We start from the raw sequence: 16,513 nt of genomic DNA, 5'->3' as shown, positions 1-16,513 counted from the left end.
TCAGGCCGCGCGCGTGGCGGCCGGATCGGCCACGGAGATCCGGTCCCGTCCGCCATTCTTGGCGGCGTAGAGCGCGGCGTCGGCCCGCTGCATCAGCAGGTCGAACGCGATCCCGGGGCGCGCCTGCGCGATCCCGATACTGACGCTGACGCGCAGGGCCGGAAGCTCGGGAACCGCGAGCTGCGCGAAGGTCTGGCGCAACTCCTCGGCCCGGGCCAGGGCCTCGGCGGGCGAGACGTCCGGTAGCAGGCACGCGAACTCCTCACCGCCGAGGCGGCCCAGCAGGGCCTCCCGCGGTAGCAGGGTCGACGCCATGGTGCAGAAGCCGACGAGGACCGCGTCGCCGACTCCGTGGCCGAAGCGGTCGTTGACGGCCTTGAACCGGTCGAGGTCGAACAGCAGCAGGGCGGCGTCGCCGTGCCGCGCTATCGCGTCCGCGGCGGCCCCGGCGAAGGCCCGGCGGTTGCGCACGCCCGTCAGCGCGTCGGTGGAGGCGGCGATGCGCTGCTCCCGCTCGGCCCGCTCCTTGACCAGCGCCATGAAGGTGAAGGCCGAGGCGATCGAGAACATCAGGGTGACGAAGCACAGGATCGCCACCCAGGGCGATGCGAGCGGGCTGAGACCCGGCTGTGGGGGCGCCACCAGCGTCGCGGGGATCCGCACGATGTAGAAGCTGCCGTGCAGCCCCAGGATGGTGGCGGCGGCGATCCGGGAGGCGAGCCGCTCGGCGCGACCGCGCCAGATCTCCGCGGCCGCGGCGCAGCAATAGAGCGCCGCGGTCCCCGAGGCGTAGATGATGCGGGCCTCGATCGACGCGTAGAAGGTCGGGATCAGGCACAGGGCGCACCAGCCGAGGGCGCCGGCCATGGCGATGCCCACCCGCGGCTCCCGATGCTCGAAGGAGCGGACGCCGCTGCAGATGAGGCCGTAGGCGGCGAGCACCACGGCATTGGCCAAGCCCACCGAGATCAGGTCGGGGATCTGGTTGCGCAGCGCGAGGCCGGCCGATCCGGCCGCGCCCACGAGATGCGCCGCGCCCCAGTAGGCGAGCACCCGGGATTCGGGCGCCTGCCGCCACGAGGCCATGAAGAGCGTGCCGACCAGGAAGGTCGTCGCCGCGCTGACGACCAGCAGGGTGGCGGGATCGAGCTGCACGGACGCCTGTCTATCCTCGACCCGGACGTTAGCCGCCCCCGCCCCCGCGTCGCGCCGCACTATGGCCGAGCAACGATACGAGCCGGCAGAGTATATCGCTCTATCTTGCCGGAAGCCACTGTAAGCTAGATTGGAACGACCAACCGGGACGAGGGTGCTAGTACACCGGCATATTCGTCCCGGAGCCTGCTGGGTCTCTCGTGCTGAGTGCCGCAGAGTCGCCGCCTCTGACCTCGGCGCGGGCCCGCCCCCGCACGGTCCCGGGACGCCGGGACCGGAACGCGCGGTGCGGCCCGCCCGTCAGGCGCGGTGGATCACCGGGACCGCGGGCGCGCCCTCCCACTCGGTGTTGGCGGGGATCGACTCGCCCTTCATGACGATGGTGAGCGGGCGCAGCCGGGCGAAATCGCCCACCTTGGTGTCGTAGAGCACGGTCGAGAACGCACCCACCGAAACGCCGCGCCCGACGACGACGCGGCCGATCTTCATGATCCGGTCCTCGTAGAGGTGCGTCTGCAGTGCCGAGACGCGGTTGATCGTGGCGTAGTCGCCGATGGTGACGCAGTCGAACTCGGTGATGTCGGTGGTGAGCATGCAGACGCCCTTGCCGACCTTCACGCCGAACAGCCTCAGCACCCAGGGCAGGAAGGGCGTGCCCTGGAGATGTTCCAGCAGCACTTTGCCGGCGAGCCCCCAGTAGGCCACCGCGATCGCCTCGGTGCGCATCGCCCACCACGACCACATCGGCTGCATGCCGGGCTTGTAGACGCCCATCAGCAGCCACTTCATCGCGATCACCGCCGAGGACTGGATCAGCGCGATGGCGACGCTCGCACCGACGAAGCTGTAGGCCAGACCCCACCAGTCCTGCTCCAGGATGGCCGGGTAGAAGTACCAGTCGATCGCCGTGATCGCGAGGGTGATGTAGAGCATCGGCGAGAACGAGGTCGCGAAGGCCTCGAAGACGCCGCGCCGGATCTTCGGCCACGCGCCGGGCTCGTAGGTCTGGGCGGTCGAGCCGAGATCGACCTTCTGGCGGGCCGGCAGCCGGATCGGCGGCGAGCCGAACCACGTCTCGCCGGGGCTCATCGCGGCGTTCTCGGGCGGCTTCGACTTGATGCCGATGAGTACGTCGTCGGGGATGACGGCGCCGGGCGGCACCACGGCGTCGTTGCCGACGAAGACCCGGGCGCCGGTGCGCACCGGCTCCAGGTGCATCCAGCCGCGCCGGATCTCCTCCTCGCCGTACACCACCTCGTCGGCGATGAAGTTCTTCGCGCCGACCTCGGCGAGGTCGTAGCGGCCCGCGAGGTTGGTCGAGATCTCGGCGCCGTGGCCCATATTGGCGCCCATCAGCCGGTACCAGGCCCGCATGTAGACGGTCGCGAACAGCGACGACAGCGTCTCCAGAGTGACCTCGACGGCGAGCGCCAGCGACCATTTCCGCAGGTAGAACAGCGAGTGGACCGAGTAGGTGCCGGAGCGGGTCCGCGGCAGCACCACCCAGCGGATGCCCGCGATCAGCAGCACCGTGCCGGCGGTCATCAGCATGGCGGTCGGCCAGGTGAGGATCGGCAGGTACCAGTGGTAGTCGATGTCGGTGATGTCGGAGAGCGAGTCCGAGATCTGGTCGAAGATGAAGAAGGCCGGGAAGATCGGCAGCAGACCGACCGCGGGGATCGCGCCGAGCAGCACCACGTAGGCCGCCATGAACGCCGCGCGGCGCGCGAAGGAGGCCTCGGCGGGGGCGGGCAGCTCCGTGGGGTCGGCCATCCCGACCTTGCGGCCGGGCGAGCCGTCCCACCGCTCGGCCGCGCCCACCCGCGAGCCCGTGGGAATCGTGGTGAGGTCGGCGATCTCCGCCTGCGGCCCGATCACCGCGTCGTGGCTGATCACGCAGGAGGTACCGACCGCCGCGTCCGCGCCGATCTCGACCCTGCCGATGACCAGCTCGTTGCCGACGATCTCCGCGTTGGCGATGACGAGGCGGCCGCCCAGGGACGCGCCGTCCCCGATGGTCAGGAGGTCGGCCGCGCCGATCTCGATGTCGGAGATCAGCGTGTCGCGTCCGACCTTCGCACCCATCAGCCGGAGGTAGACGGCGATCGCGGGCGAGCCCTGGAGCCACTTCACGTGGACGAGGGGCGCCAGCCGCTGCGCGAGCCACCAGCGATAATAGTAGGTGCCCCAGAGCGGGTACCGGCCCGGCCTGGTCCGGCCGAGGATCAGCCACTTGCCGGCGACCGCCGCGACCGCGGTCACGCCGTTGATCGCCACGTAGACGAGGAGCAGCACGCCGAGTTCGGCGAAGAAGCTCAGGCCCCCGCCGGTGAGCAGCAGGTAGGTCACGAACATGCCGAGCCACTGCGCGGTGGCCAGCGCGATCACGAAGGGCAGCGCGACGAGCTGCCCGAGGCCGCACAGCGCCCGGCGCAGCAGCGGCGGCGGCGCGAAGCTCAGATCGCGGGTCGCGGCCCCGGCGCCCATGCCGCCCGTGCGGGCGATGAGCGCGTCGGCCATCGCCCGCACGGTACGCAGGGCGTAGACGTCCGGCAGCGTGATCCCCGCCAGCGGCGGGTTCTCGCGCACCGCCGAGACGAAGCGCGCGGCGAGCAGCGAGTGGCCGCCGAGATCGGCGAAGAAGTCGCCCTCGAGGGCGATCGGCTGGTTGCCGAAGATCTGCTTGGCCGCGGCGACCAGGGCCGCCTCGGTCTCGTTGGCGGGCGTCTCCTGCTCGCCGTCGGCGGCAACCACCGTGAGCGGAGCGACCTTGAGCGCCTTGCGGTCGACCTTGCCTGACGTGAGCCGGGGCAGCGTCTCGGCCACCTCGAAATGGCCGGGCACCATATAGGGCGGCATCTGCCCGGCGAGGGTCCGGCGGAGGGCGGCAGCGTCGATGGACCGGCCGCGCTCCGGGATCAGGAAGGCGACGAGGCGGTCGACGCCGTCGTCGTTCCGCAGCACGACGGCGGCCTGGTTGACGTCGGGCACCGCCCGGATCCGGGACTCGATCTCGCCGAGTTCCACGCGGAAGCCGCGGATCTTCACCTGGTCGTCGATCCGGCCGTGGAACACGATCCGGCCGGCGGCGTCGAGGGAGACCGCGTCGCCCGAGCGGTAGAGCACCGGGTCGGTCCCGTCCGACGCGAACGGGTTGGCGATGAACTTCTCCGCCGTCAGCTCGGGACGGGCGAGGTAGCCCCGCGCCACGCCGGGACCGCCGATCAGCAGCTCGCCCTGCTGGTCTCGGCCGAGTAGGGCGAGGTCCTCGCCGGCGACGTAGACGGAGTAGTTCGGGATCGGGCCGCCGATAGTCACCGGCTCGCCGGGCCGCATCTCGGCCGCGGTGGCCACCACGGTGGCCTCCGTCGGGCCGTAGGTGTTGAACAGCTGGCGGCCGCCGGTCGCCCAGCGGGCGATCAGCGGCTCGGGCAGCGCCTCGCCGCCGAGCAGGACGAGGCGCACCCGCGGCAGGTCGCCGGAGATCATCGCCAGGAGCGTCGGGACGGTGTCGAGCACCGTGATCCCCTCGGCCTCCAGGATGCCGGGGAGCGATTCCAGGTCGCCCATCATGGCGGGGCTCGCCACGAACAGGGTCGCGCCCACGAGATACGGGACCCAGATCTCCTCCATCGAGAGATCGAAGGCCACCGAGGCGCCCTGGAAGACCACGTCGTCGGCGCGCATCCCGTAGAGGGCGTTTCCGGACCGCAGGAAGTGGCAGATGTTGGCGTGGCTGATGACGATGCCCTTGGGCACGCCGGTCGAGCCGGAAGTGTAGATCAGGTAGGCGGGGTGCTCGGGCGTCAGCCCGGCCGCGCGCGGATCGGGCAGCGGCGCGCCGGCAGGCGTCCCGGCATCGAGATCGGCGGGCGTCAGGGCCGGGGCGGCGTCGGGCGCCGCCGCGGCGAGCGCCGGAGAGACCAGCAGCGCCTTCGCGCCCGCGTCGGCGAGGCACACGCCCACCCGGTCCGCCGGCGCCTCGGCGTCGAAGGGCAGCCAGGCCGCGCCCGCCATCGTGATGCCGATCTGCGCCACGAGGAGGTCCGGGCCACGGGCCATCCAGAGGCCGACGATGTCACCCGGCCCGATGCCGCGATGGGCGAGGCCGGCGGCGATCCGGCCGGCCCGGGCGGCGACCTCCGCGTAGGTCAGGTGCGGGTGGACGCCCCCGGCGCCGACGCCGGCGCCGTCGACCAGGCAGGGATGGTCGGGCCGGGTCTCGGCGGAGTGCAGGAAGATCTCGGCCAGGACCTCGTCGCGGATGAGGTCGGGCCGGTGGTCGCCGCGCAGGATCGCCGCCGCGGCTCCGAGAGGCGCGGGCTCCCCGGCCGCCGGTCCGGGCCGGGTCTTCTCGGCGACGTCGCTCATCCGCTGCTCCGCTGGCCGCCCGCTCGGGCCGGCGCCTGTCCTGGCCGCCGCCCTATAGCCTGCCGATCATGCCGTTATCGAGGCGGCTTTGCACTGCGCCGGCGCACGGGATCAAGCCCAGCGCCAGCCACCGGGCTCGAGGATCAGGACCTCGCCCTGGCGGATGCCCAGGCGGGGCGCCGCGTAGACGTCGAGGTGGCCAAGGGCGACCAGCGCGGCCCGCGCGACGCCGCCATGGGCGACGATGACCGTGTCCCGCTCCAGCCCCGCGATCATCGGCCCGACGCGCTCGACGAGGCCTGCATAGCTCTCCGCGCCGAGGCCGGGCGGGCGGTAGTGCCAGCGGTCCCGGTCGCGGCCGGCGGCCCCGGCCGGGTCGCGGCGGCGGATCTCCGCCCAGGTGGAACCCTCCCAGCTGCCGAAACCGATCTCCCGCAGGCGCGGGTCGACGCGGTACGCCTCGGGCGGCAGGCCAAGGGCGCCCCGCAGGATCTCCATGGTGCGCCGGGTGCGCTTGAGCGGGCTCGCGACGAAATCGACCTCCGCCAGGGCCGGCCCCGCCGCGGCGGCGAGGCGCTCCGCCACGGCCGCGGCCTGTGCCTCCCCCTGGGCATTGAGGTCGGTGTCGCGCCCGCCCTGGAGGCGACCCTCGGCGTTCCAGGCGGTCTGGCCGTGCCGGATGAAGTAGATCGTACCCAACCGTCTCAACCCCGTCCTGCACAGGCGTCCGGAACAGCCTGGACTACCGGCCGTTCTCGCCGGCGGTCGGCAATATCCGGAACTAGGTCCTGCCCCATGTCCAAGAAGCACGGCAAGCATCATCGCGGCCACAAACGCGGTGACGGCATGACAGGTGAGGCCGATCTGCATGGCGCCACCGTGGATCACCGCCCGTCGACGGCCCGCTGGGCCGGCAGCGTCGACAGCGTGGCCGAATCCGTCCCGGCGGCGCTCGGCCGGTACGGGCCGGTACCGATCCGCCCGGCGCCCGGCATCGTGGCGGTCGAGCCGGGGGCGCCCTTCGATCTCGGCTCGGTCGATCCCGACGACGTCGGCGGCCTCGAGAAGGACTGGGCCAAGGACGCCCTCACCCAGGAGCGCGCGCGCATCGTCGCCCTCCAGGAGCGGCTCTACGCGGAGCGCGCCCGGAGCCTCCTGCTGGTGTTCCAGGCGATCGACACGGGCGGCAAGGACGGCACGATCCGGTCGGTGCTCAAGGGGGTGAACCCCCAGGGCTGCGCGGTGGCCTCGTTCAAGGTGCCCTCGAGCGAGGAGCTCGATCACGACTTCCTGTGGCGCTACCACGCGCGGGTGCCGGGGCGCGGCATGATCGGGGTGTTCAACCGCAGCCACTACGAGGACGTGCTCGTCGTGCGGGTGAAAGGCCTCGTGCCGGACGCGGTCTGGCAGAGCCGCTACGGCCGGATCAACGATTTCGAGCGCCTGCTCACCGAGTCGGGCACGACGGTCGTGAAGTTCTTCCTGCACATCTCCAAGGCGGAGCAGAAGCGGCGCCTGGAGGCCCGGATCGCCGACCCCGAGAAGCACTGGAAATTCGACCCGGCCGACCTAGTCGAGCGGAAATCCTGGGACGCCTACCAGCAGGCCTTCGCGGACGCCCTCGGCCGCTGCTCGACGCCCGAGGCGCCCTGGCTGGTGGTGCCGGCCAACCACAAGTGGTTCCGCAACTACGTGATTGCCCGGACCGTGGCGGATACGCTGGAGGCCATGGACCCGCGATTCCCCGAGGCCGCCAAAGGCATCGCGGATCTGACGGTCCCCGACTGACGCGGGAGAAACCGGGATGCTGGTGGTTCGAGAGGTCGTGGTCTCGGGCTACCGCTCGCTGCGGCGGATCGGCTTCCCGGTCGACACGCTGTCGGTCTTCGTCGGCGGCAACGGCACCGGCAAGACCAACCTCTACCGGGCTTTGGAGTTGCTGCAGGCCGCCGCCCGGGGCACCCTCACCCGCGACCTCGCCGCCGAGGGCGGCATGGACTCCGCCCTCTGGGCCGGCCGCCGGCGGCAGGGCGAGGCCGCGCGGATCCGCCTGTCGGCCACCCTGCGCCACGACACGATCGGGCAGGAATTCGTCTACGCCGTCGAGATCGGGCTGGTGCAGCAGGTCGGCGGGACGACCTTCGGCGCCGCCTTCCGGAAGGAGCCGCAGGTCAAGGCCGAGCGCCTGACGGTCCGCACCCGCGGCCGCGCGGCCGTGATCCTCGATCGCGACGGGCGGAGCGGCTTCGTCCGGGACGCCGAGGGCCGCAAGCGCCCCCTCGGCGGTGACCTGCTGCCGACCGAGACCGCCCTCGGCAGCCTCCTCGACGCCACCGGCCATCCCGAGATCGCCGTGGTCCGCCTCGCCCTGGCGGGGTGGCGCTTCCACCACGATTTCCGGACGGATGCCGAGTCGCCCCTGCGCCGGCCCTGTCTGGCGGTGACGACGCCGACCCTCGCGTCCGACGGCGCGGACCTCGCCGCCGTCTTCGCCACCCTCGCGCATATCCGGGAGGACACGACCGAGATCGACGAGGCCGTCGACGGCGCCTTCCCGGGCGCGGCGCTCGTGCTGCCGGAGCCGGGCCGTCACGCGCGCTTCGGCCTGCGCTTCCCCGACTTCCCGGGCCGGACCTTCGATCCGCCGGAATTGTCGGACGGCACCCTGCGCTACCTCGCCCTGGCCGGCGCGCTGCTCGGCTACCGGCTGCCGCCGTTCATCGCGCTGAACGAGCCCGAGACCAGCCTGCATCCCGATCTCATGGATCCGCTGGCGCGGCTGATCGCGCGGGCCGCGGAGCGCGCGCAGGTCTGGCTCGTCACGCACTCGGAGCGGCTGGCGGCCGGCATCGCGGAGCACGGGAACGTCCGGCCGCGCACCGTCATCAAGCGCGACGGCGAGACCTGGATCGACGGGCTCAAGCTTTCGGGGGAGTTCGACGAGGCGGAGGACGCGTGAGCCACGCCGGGCCGCTCACGCCTCAGGTCCGGGCGGCCGCGACGACCGACCCGTCTCAGTCCTTGTCGAGGGTGAGGTCCGGCGCCTCGGGATTCTTCATGCCGACGACGTGGTAGCCGGCATCCACGTGGAGGATCTCGCCGGTCATGCCGGCCGCCATGTCGGAGACAAGATAGGACGCGGTCTCCCCGACCTCCCCGATCGTCACGGTCCGGCGCAGGGGCGCGTTGTACTCGTTCCACTTCAGGATGTAGCGGAAATCGCCGATCCCGGAGGCCGCGAGGGTCTTGATCGGGCCGGCCGAGATGGCGTTGACCCGGATGTTCTTTGGGCCGAGATCGGCCGCGAGGTAGCGCACCGACGCCTCCAGGGCCGCCTTGGCGACGCCCATCACGTTGTAGTGGGGCATCCACTTCTCGGCGCCGTAATAGGTCAGCGTCACCAGCGAGCCGCCCGGGCGCATGATCTTCTCGGCGCGCTGGGCCACGGCGGTGAACGAGTAGCACGACACGAGGAGCGACTTGGTGAAATTGTCCTCGGAGGTCTCGATGTAGCGGCCGGTCAGCTCGTCCTTGTCGGAGAAGGCGACGCAGTGGACGACGAAGTCGATGCCGTCCGGGAAGACCCTGGCGGCCTCCGCGAAGACCGCGTCGATCGTGGCCGACTCGGTGACGTCGCAGTGCCCGATCACGTGGGCGTCGAGTTCCTTGGCCAGGGGCTCGACGCGCTTGCGCAGGGCGTCGCCCTGGTAGGTGAAGGCCAGCTCGGCCCCGTGGGCGCGGGCGCTGCGGGCGATGCCCCAGGCGATCGAGCGGTTGTTGGCGACCCCGAGGACGATGCCCCGCTTGCCCGCCAGAAGGCCCTGCCCGTGTTCCGCCATGATCGATCCCGAAGCCGCGCGACCCCTCTCGGGGCCGGGGGGCCTCCTTAGCGGAGGCGGCCCGGCGACGGAAGTCCGGGACGCCGCCGAGCGCCTTCATGCGCGCCCCGGTAGCTACTTCGGCCCGTCAGGCCGCGTTGGCGGCCCGGCGGCCGCGGGCGAATTCGGTCAGGGCCGCGTCCTCGCCTTCCGGCAGGACGATCGCCGTCGTGGCGAACAGGTCGCCGCGGGTGCCGTCCTTCTTCGGAAGCCCCTTGCCGCGCAGGCGGAAGGTGCGGCCGGAACTCGTCATCGCCGGGATCTTCATCTCGACGGCGCCGGTGAGCGTCGGCACGCGGATCGTGCCACCGAGCACGGCATCCTCCAGCGGGACGTCGACGCTGGTGCGCAGGTCGGCCCCCTCGACGGTGAAGCGCGGATGCGGCCGGATCCGGATGGTGAGGAGGGCGTCGCCCGGCTCGGCCCGGAGGCCGCCGCTCTGGCCGAGGCCGCGCAGCCGGATGGTCTGGCCGTCGACCACGCCGCGGGGAATCACGACGTCGACCTCACGGCCCGTGGGCAGGGCGAGGCGCAGCTTCTCCTCGCTGGCGACCTGCTCCAGCGTCACCAGCAGCTCCGCGGCGACGTCCTCGCCCCTGGCCGCCTGACGCTGGCCGCCCGGACCGGCCCCGCCGGCGCGGAACGCCTCCCCGAAGATGTGCGAGAAGATGTCCTCGCCCATCCCGCCGCCGCCGCCGCGCTGCGCGCGCGCCATGTTCTCGAAATCGAAATTGCCCCCGCGCCCGCCGCCGAACCCGCCGAACCCCTCGAAGCCGGTCGCGCGCGGCTTGCCCTCGGCGTCGATCTCGCCGCGGTCGAACTGCTTGCGCTTCTCGGAATCGCCCAGGATCTCGTAGGCCGAGTTCGCCTCGGCGAACCGGTCCTTGGCCTTGGCGTCGTTCTTGTTGCGGTCGGGGTGGAAGTCCTTGGCGAGCTTGCGATAGGCCTTCTTGATCTCGGCCTCGCTCGCCCCCTTGGCCACGCCCAGCACGTCGTAGGGATTGCGCATGGATCTCTTGGCTGTGCGGTTGGCTGTGCGATGTGGGTTCGCCACCGGGATGTGGGATCGATGTTGCATCCCTGCAACGGTTCTGGCGGCGAAAGTCTGCGGGTTCGGGCCGAACGTCAAGCGGCCGACCTCGCCGCGGCTGCGCGCCGGCCCTATCGTCGGACACGGCGCGGAACGGCACCGCCGGGCCGAGGGCCGCGCCCGTCTGGATCACCTGAAACCGGGAAGCCGATGCACTACGCCTGCGACCACCTCCACCTGCGCAGCCGCGACGCCGTCGCGGCCGCCTCCTTCTACGTCGACACCTTCGGGGCCCGGGAGGTGAAGCGCGTCGGCGCGGACCCGGTGCAGCGCGTCGTGCTCGACCTCGGCGGCCTCGCCGTCTTCATCGAGCAGGCCCCGGACGAGATCGCGCCGGCGACCGCCACGCCCTGCCTCGGGATCGAGCATTTCGGCCTGCGCGTCGCCGACATCGAGGCCGCGATGGCCGATCTCACCGCCCGGGGCGTGCGGGTGCGGACCGGCATAACGGAGCGCGGCCCTGGCCTGCGGATCGCCTTCGTGGAGGGGCCCGACGGGGCGCTGATCGAGATCCTGGAGCGGAAGCCCGCCTGATGGCGCCGCGACCCGGCCGCCGCCGCGCCCTCACTGCGGCGCTGATCCTGCTGCTGGCGGCGTCCGGCGGGGTGGCGGCGCGCCCGTTCACGGACGCGGCCGGCCGCACGGTCGAACTCCCCGAACGGGTCGGGCGGGTGCTCGCCGCGGGACCGCCGGCCGCGGTGCTGCTCTACACGCTGGCGCCCGACCTCATGGCCGGCTGGGTGAGCGCCCCGCATCCCGAGGCGCTGCCCTTCCTCGCGCCCCGGACCCGGGCCCTCCCCGCCTACGGCCGCCTGACCGGACGCGGCGGCACGGCGAATGTCGAGGCGGTGCTGGCCGCCAAGCCGGACCTGATCGTGGATTCGGGCAGCCTCGGGCCGACCTACGCGTCGCTCGCCGACCGGGTCCAGGCGCAGACCGGGATCCCCTACATCCTGCTCGACGGCAGCTTCGCGAAGACCCCGGAGGCGTATCGGCATCTCGGCGCGGCCCTGGGCCGTCAGTCCGACGCGGACGCCCTGGCGGCGGAGGCCCAGAGCCTCGCCGACACGGTGGACCGCGCCGTCGCGACGGTCCCGGAGGACAAGCGGCCCCGGGTCTACTACGCGCGCGGGCCGCGCGGGCTCGAGACGGGGTTCGCCGGCTCGATCAACACCGAGCTGGTCGAGGCCGCCGGAGGCCGCAACGTCGCGCAGGACGGGGGCGGCCGCCTCGGCAACGTCTCGCCCGAGCAGGTTCTCGCCTGGAACCCCGACGTGATCGTCACCCTCGACCCGGCCTTCGCGGCCGGGCTGCGCGCCGACCCGCTGTGGCGGGACGTCCGGGCCGTCCAGACCGGGCGGGTCTACGTGGCGCCGCTCCAGCCTTTCCCGTGGTTCGACGCCCCGCCGGGGGTCAACCGGCTGATCGGCCTGCGCTGGCTGGCGGCCCGGCTCCATCCGGAGCTGTTTCCGCAACCGATGCCCGAGGTGGTGCGCGCCTTCTACGGCCGCTTCTACCATGTCGACCTCGATGCCGGTCGGGTCGACGCCCTCCTCGGCCCGACGCCGCCGGTCGCCCCCCCGGGCCCGGCGCGGTGAGTCGCGTCCCGACGGCCGCCGAGACGATCCGGGCGCGCACCCGCCTCCGCCTGCCCGCGGCGCTGCTGGCCGGTCTCGCCCTGCTGGCACTGACCGCCGTGGCGCTGGCGGTCGGCAAGTACCCGGTCGCGCCCGCCGACCTCGCCGCGATCCTCGGCCACCGCCTGCTCGGGCTGCCCCTCCGGGTTCCGGCGACCGCGGAGACGGTCGTGATGCAGGTGCGCCTGCCCCGGGTGATCGCCGCGCTGGTCGTCGGCGCGGCCCTGTCGGCCGCGGGGGCGACCTACCAGGGCCTGTTCCGCAACCCGCTGGTCTCGCCCGACATCCTCGGCGTCTCGGCCGGCGCCGGGCTCGGCGCCGTCCTGGGGATCTATCTCGGCCTGCCGGTGGCGCCCATCCAGGCCCTGGCCTTCCTGGGCGGGCTCGGCGCCGTCGCGGCGGTGTACGGCGTCGGCCTCGCCGTGCGGCGGCACGACCCGGTCCTGACGCTGGTCCTCGCCGGGGTCGCGGTCGGCGCGGTGCTCGGGGCGGGCATCTCGCTCCTCAAGGTGCTGGCCGATCCCTACAATCAGCTGCCGGCGATCACCTTCTGGCTCCTCGGCAGCCTGTCCTCGGTCACCCCCGGCGACGTCGCCGCCACGCTGCCGATGCTGCTGCTCGGCCTCGTGCCCCTGGTGCTGCTGCGCTGGCGCATGAACCTGATGAGCCTCGGCGACGCGGAGGCGCGGGCCCTCGGCGTGGAGACGCGGGTGCTGCGCCCCGTCCTGATCGCCGGCGCGACCCTGATCACGGCGGCGGCCGTGGCGATGACCGGGGTCATCGGCTGGATCGGGCTGATCGTGCCGCACGTCGCCCGGCTGCTGGTCGGGCCGGATTACCGCCGCCTGCTGCCCGCCTCGCTCGTCCTCGGGGCGGGCTACCTCGTGCTGGTCGACCTGATCGCCCGCAATCTGGGCACCGTCGAGGTGCCCCTCGGCATCCTGACGGCCCTGGTCGGGGCGCCGTTCTTCCTCTGGCTGCTGGCGTCCGGGCGCCGGGGATTCAGCTGATGCTGCTCCGGGTCCGGGACCTCGCCTTCGGCTACGGCAGCCGGATCGTCGGCCACGACGTGTCGTTCGACCTCGCCGCCGGCGAGGTGCTGTGCCTCGTCGGGCCGAACGGCGGCGGCAAGACCACGCTGTTCCAGACGCTGCTCGGCCTGCTGCCCGCCCGCGCCGGGCGGGTGATCCTCGACGGCACCGACCTGTCGCGCCTGTCGCGGAAAGCTGTCGCCCGCACCATCGCCGCCGTGCCCCAGGCGCACGCGGCGTTCTTCCCGTTCACGGTGCGCGAGGTCGTCGTGATGGGCCGGGCGAGCCGGCTCGGCCCGTTCGCCGCTCCGGGCCCGTCGGACGTCGCGGCCGCCGAGCGGGCGCTGGCCGCGCTCGGGATCGGGCATCTCGCCGATCAGGTCTACACCGAGATCAGCGGCGGCGAGCGCCAGCTCGCGCTGATCGCGCGGGCGCTCAGCGGCGAGCCGCGGCTCCTCGTCATGGACGAGCCGACCGCGAGCCTCGATTTCGGCAACCAGGCCCGCGTCCTCGGTCAGGTCCGCCGCCTCGCCCAGGCCGGCATCGCCGTGCTGTTCTCGACGCACGATCCCGGGCACGCCCTGCTCTGTGCCGACCGCCTGATCGCCCTGCACGCGGGCCGCCTCGTCGCCGACGGGCCCGCCGCCGCGACGGTCACACCGGAGCTGCTGCGCCTGATCTACGGGATCGACGTGGTGGTGGCGCCCGTGCCGGGCCTCGCGGCGCCGGTCTGCGTGCCGGTCGTTACTTAACGTGGTCGACGAATCGCGGGCCGGTCCCTCACCCGGCCCGCGACAGCGTCTCGACCGGCTCGGTCCGGCGGGGCTCCTCGGCCCGGAAGACCGTGCCGAGCACCGCCTCGCACTGCATCCGCACGCGGGCGTGGCACTCGCAGGCGGCGCTCGAGACCGCCCGGCGGTCGAGGATCGTGATGCGCCCGCGGCCGACCCGGATGAGGCCCTGCTCCTGCAGCACCCGCAGGATCCGCGTGAGGTAGGTCCGCTGGACCCCCAGCATGGAGGCCAGGACCTCGTGCGTGATCGGGAGCGTGTCGCCGCCGGTCCGGTCCTGCAGCGACAGCAGCCAGCGCAGGCAGCGCTGCTCGATCGGGTGAAGGGCGTTGCAGGCCGCGATCTGGAACAGCTGAGCCAGGAAGCAGTCGGCGTAGCGCGCGAACAGGTCGCGGAGCGTCGATGACTCGAGCTCGGCCTGCCGGAGCCGCGCCGCGTCGAGGCGCAAAGCCGCGCCGCCGATCTGCGCCAGCCCGCTGACCGCGGGCGGCAGCCGCCCCTCGCCGATGATCCCGCCGATCGCCCCCTCGTGCCCGACGCTCGCGATCTCGGCCGTCCGGCCGTCCCGCGTGGCGACGATCAGCGCCACGACGGTCTGGTCGCGGGGAAAGATGACGTGGCTCGCGGCGGCGCCCGCCACCAGCGCCGTATCCCCCTTGGCGAAGCTCACGGGCTCCAGGTGGGGGGCGATCAGGGCGCGGTCCGAACCCGGCAGCGCGTCGAGGAGCAGGTTGCCGGTGGAGGCGGCAGAGTCGATCGGCATGGGGACGGAGAGGTGCGGGAGGAGAGTCTCCCGTCAGGATCCTCTCGGGCTCGCCCGCCGGTGCGCGGGCCCGTCAGCCATACCCCGCGCTCTACGTCCTTGAACTAACCTAGGTTTCGCCGACGCCTTTCATCTACTTGTCCGTGCATAGCCCCTGCTCGGAGAGCCGCTTGTGCTCGCGTGGGTCGCAGTCGGTCGTCAGGAACGAGGCCCATTCGGACGGGGTGCCGTAGAAGGCGTTGCGGTCGACGTCGCCGCGGACACCCGGAACCCGGCCCGTGGACGTGAACTGCCACAGCATCCACTTGCGGTTGACGAAGCGCTGCTCCGGCTCGGCCGCGGTGGAGCGCAGCCAGTGCGGGTAGTCGGGGAGCTCGCCCTCCAGGACGTCCTTGTGGAACGTGATGTCGGTGTAGATGATCGGGCGCTTGCCGGTGTAGCGCTCCATCTCCTCCAGCATCTCGGTGACCATCGCCAGGGCCTGGGCCTTGGGCAGCTTCTTCGGGCAAGTCTGCGAGTGGCCGTTCCACTCGACGTCGAGGACCGGCGGCAGGGCTGTGGGGTCGTTGGGGACGTTCTTCTTGAACCAGTCCATCTGCTCCCGGGCGGAGCGGCACCAGAACACGAAGTGGTAGGCCCCGCGCGGCACGCCGGCCCGGGCCGCGCCGTCCCAGTTGGTCCGGAAGCGCTCGTCGACGTGGTCGCCGCCCTCGGTGGCCTTGATGAAGGCGAACTGGGTGCCGGCGGCGCGGACCGAGGCCCAGTCGACGTTGCCCTGCCACTTCGAGATATCGATGCCCTGGATCGGGTGAAGCTTGGCCTTAGCCACGCCCGGATGGGGCTTGGCGTCGCCCTTCGTCGGGTAGAAGTCGTTGTTCGACGCGCAGGCGGCGAGGCCGGCCAGGATCGCGGCGGCGGCGAATCGCCCGGCGAGGCGCCGGGCCGGCTTGAGGCGATTGATCAGGCCCCGAGCGAGATCTTCGATCGGTGACCGCGAAGGCGTGTAGATCCGCGACATCAGTGTTTAGCCCGCCACCGAAGATGCGCCACAGACAGGCGTATTCGATGGCCCTGGCGCGGTTAACGGAGCTTTGCGATCATTGCGGCGGAATTCCGGGACGCGTTGCATCCCCGCGACATACGGCGTCGATCCCCGGCTGGTTCACAGGGCCGCATACGGCTAAGTCGCGGTCCCGCAACGCGAGTCCGGACGGGGCACCGTGAGTAAGCAACTCTTTACCATAGGCTACGAAGGCCTCGACTCGGAGCGCCTCGTCGGCGTCCTGCGCTCGGCCGGGGTCGCGGTGCTGGCGGATGTCCGGGCGGTGGCGAACTCGCGCAAGCGCGGCTTCTCGAAGGGCGCGCTCGGCACCTCCCTGCGCGAGGCCGGGCTCGGCTACGCGCATCTGCGCAGCCTCGGCACCCCGAAATCCGGCCGGCAGGCGGCGCGGGCCGGGGACGCGGCGCTGATGCGCCGGATCTACTGCGAGGAAGTGCTGGACACCGCTGCCGGGATCGCGGCGCTCGACGAACTCGCCGCGCTCGCCGAGGCGTCGCCGATCTGCCTGCTCTGCTTCGAGCGCGATCCGGCCGGCTGCCACCGGCGCGTGCTGGCCGAGCGCCTCGCGCCGCGAGGCTTCGTGGTCAGCGATCTCTACGGCTGAAGCGTCTCAGCGCCCGGGCAGCGGTCGCGGCTGCGGCTGCGCGCGCATGCCCAGCGCGCCGGCGAGGCGCCGGACCGGGCCGAGGGCGGCCGTCAGTCCCCGCGGCGCGGCCCCGCGGGGCGCAAGGCGGGTC

General features: G+C 72.6%; 14 protein-coding genes. 7 read left to right on the top strand and 7 right to left on the bottom strand.

Annotation, left to right across the window (positions count from 1 at the left end; translation table 11 throughout):
• From ACLBYE_RS08040 to ACLBYE_RS08030, 3 genes are all read right to left on the bottom strand, one after another.
• The gene (locus tag ACLBYE_RS08040) at window positions 1-1,155 is read right to left on the bottom strand and encodes a diguanylate cyclase domain-containing protein (RefSeq protein ID WP_447693754.1); all 1,155 of its coding nucleotides are present in this window, start codon (window positions 1,153-1,155) and stop codon (window positions 1-3) included.
• Between the two features lie 300 nt (window positions 1,156-1,455).
• Complete coding sequence (locus ACLBYE_RS08035; protein WP_447693753.1) at window positions 1,456-5,526, bottom strand: Pls/PosA family non-ribosomal peptide synthetase; 4,071 nt, start codon at window positions 5,524-5,526, stop codon at window positions 1,456-1,458.
• Window positions 5,527-5,637: 111 nt separating this feature from the next.
• Window positions 5,638-6,225: a histidine phosphatase family protein gene (locus ACLBYE_RS08030; RefSeq protein WP_447693752.1), complete on the bottom strand. Its 588-nt coding sequence runs from the start codon at window positions 6,223-6,225 to the stop codon at window positions 5,638-5,640.
• A 96-nt stretch (window positions 6,226-6,321) separates the two neighbouring features.
• Here ACLBYE_RS08030 and ACLBYE_RS08025 point away from each other — a divergent pair, with 96 nt between their 5' ends.
• Both ACLBYE_RS08025 and ACLBYE_RS08020 read left to right on the top strand, forming a co-directional pair.
• Entirely contained in the window at window positions 6,322-7,314 is a 993-nt protein-coding gene (locus ACLBYE_RS08025; RefSeq protein WP_447693751.1) for a polyphosphate kinase 2 family protein, read from the top strand.
• Between the two features lie 16 nt (window positions 7,315-7,330).
• Window positions 7,331-8,485 (top strand): AAA family ATPase, encoded by a 1,155-nt coding sequence (locus ACLBYE_RS08020; protein WP_447693750.1) that lies wholly within the window; start codon window positions 7,331-7,333, stop codon window positions 8,483-8,485.
• Window positions 8,486-8,540: 55 nt separating this feature from the next.
• Here ACLBYE_RS08020 and fabI read toward each other — a convergent pair whose 3' ends face one another.
• Window positions 8,541-9,365: an enoyl-ACP reductase FabI gene (gene fabI, locus ACLBYE_RS08015; protein WP_132366064.1), complete on the bottom strand. Its 825-nt coding sequence runs from the start codon at window positions 9,363-9,365 to the stop codon at window positions 8,541-8,543.
• Between the two features lie 127 nt (window positions 9,366-9,492).
• Window positions 9,493-10,413, bottom strand: coding sequence for a DnaJ C-terminal domain-containing protein (locus tag ACLBYE_RS08010; RefSeq protein WP_056531888.1), 921 nt, complete (start codon window positions 10,411-10,413; stop codon window positions 9,493-9,495).
• A 231-nt stretch (window positions 10,414-10,644) separates the two neighbouring features.
• On the opposite strand from ACLBYE_RS08010, the gene ACLBYE_RS08005 reads away from it, so the two are divergent.
• From ACLBYE_RS08005 to ACLBYE_RS07990, 4 genes are read left to right on the top strand one after another with little or no spacing between them, the layout of a single operon-like run.
• On the top strand, window positions 10,645-11,028 hold the full coding sequence (locus ACLBYE_RS08005) for a VOC family protein (RefSeq protein WP_447693749.1): 384 nt from the start codon (window positions 10,645-10,647) through the stop codon (window positions 11,026-11,028).
• On the top strand, window positions 11,028-12,092 hold the full coding sequence (locus ACLBYE_RS08000; RefSeq protein WP_447693748.1) for an iron ABC transporter substrate-binding protein: 1,065 nt from the start codon (window positions 11,028-11,030) through the stop codon (window positions 12,090-12,092). Before ACLBYE_RS08005 ends, ACLBYE_RS08000 begins: the two co-directional genes overlap by 1 nt.
• Window positions 12,089-13,141, top strand: a complete 1,053-nt coding sequence (locus tag ACLBYE_RS07995) for a FecCD family ABC transporter permease (protein ID WP_447693747.1) — start codon at window positions 12,089-12,091, stop codon at window positions 13,139-13,141. Before ACLBYE_RS08000 ends, ACLBYE_RS07995 begins: the two co-directional genes overlap by 4 nt.
• Window positions 13,141-13,914, top strand: coding sequence for an ABC transporter ATP-binding protein (locus tag ACLBYE_RS07990; RefSeq protein WP_447693746.1), 774 nt, complete (start codon window positions 13,141-13,143; stop codon window positions 13,912-13,914). The genes ACLBYE_RS07995 and ACLBYE_RS07990 overlap by 1 nt, the downstream gene beginning before the upstream one ends.
• A gap of 28 nt (window positions 13,915-13,942) precedes the next feature.
• Here the strand turns inward: ACLBYE_RS07990 and ACLBYE_RS07985 are convergent, their stop codons facing one another.
• Together ACLBYE_RS07985 and ACLBYE_RS07980 are read right to left on the bottom strand one after the other, a co-directional pair.
• A complete protein-coding gene (locus ACLBYE_RS07985) occupies window positions 13,943-14,716 on the bottom strand; it encodes a Crp/Fnr family transcriptional regulator (RefSeq protein WP_447693745.1) in 774 nt (257 codons plus the stop codon).
• A 133-nt stretch (window positions 14,717-14,849) separates the two neighbouring features.
• Window positions 14,850-15,734: a glycoside hydrolase family 25 protein gene (locus tag ACLBYE_RS07980; protein WP_447693744.1), complete on the bottom strand. Its 885-nt coding sequence runs from the start codon at window positions 15,732-15,734 to the stop codon at window positions 14,850-14,852.
• A gap of 202 nt (window positions 15,735-15,936) precedes the next feature.
• Between ACLBYE_RS07980 and ACLBYE_RS07975 the strand changes: the two genes are divergently transcribed.
• The gene (locus tag ACLBYE_RS07975) at window positions 15,937-16,380 is read left to right on the top strand and encodes a DUF488 domain-containing protein (RefSeq protein ID WP_020092959.1); all 444 of its coding nucleotides are present in this window, start codon (window positions 15,937-15,939) and stop codon (window positions 16,378-16,380) included.
• The last annotated feature ends 133 nt before the right edge of the window (window positions 16,381-16,513 follow it).

Source organism: Methylobacterium sp. A52T (genome assembly GCF_053346095.1).
Note: the sequence above shows the minus strand (reverse complement) of the source record. Positions and strands in the feature narration are given on the sequence as shown.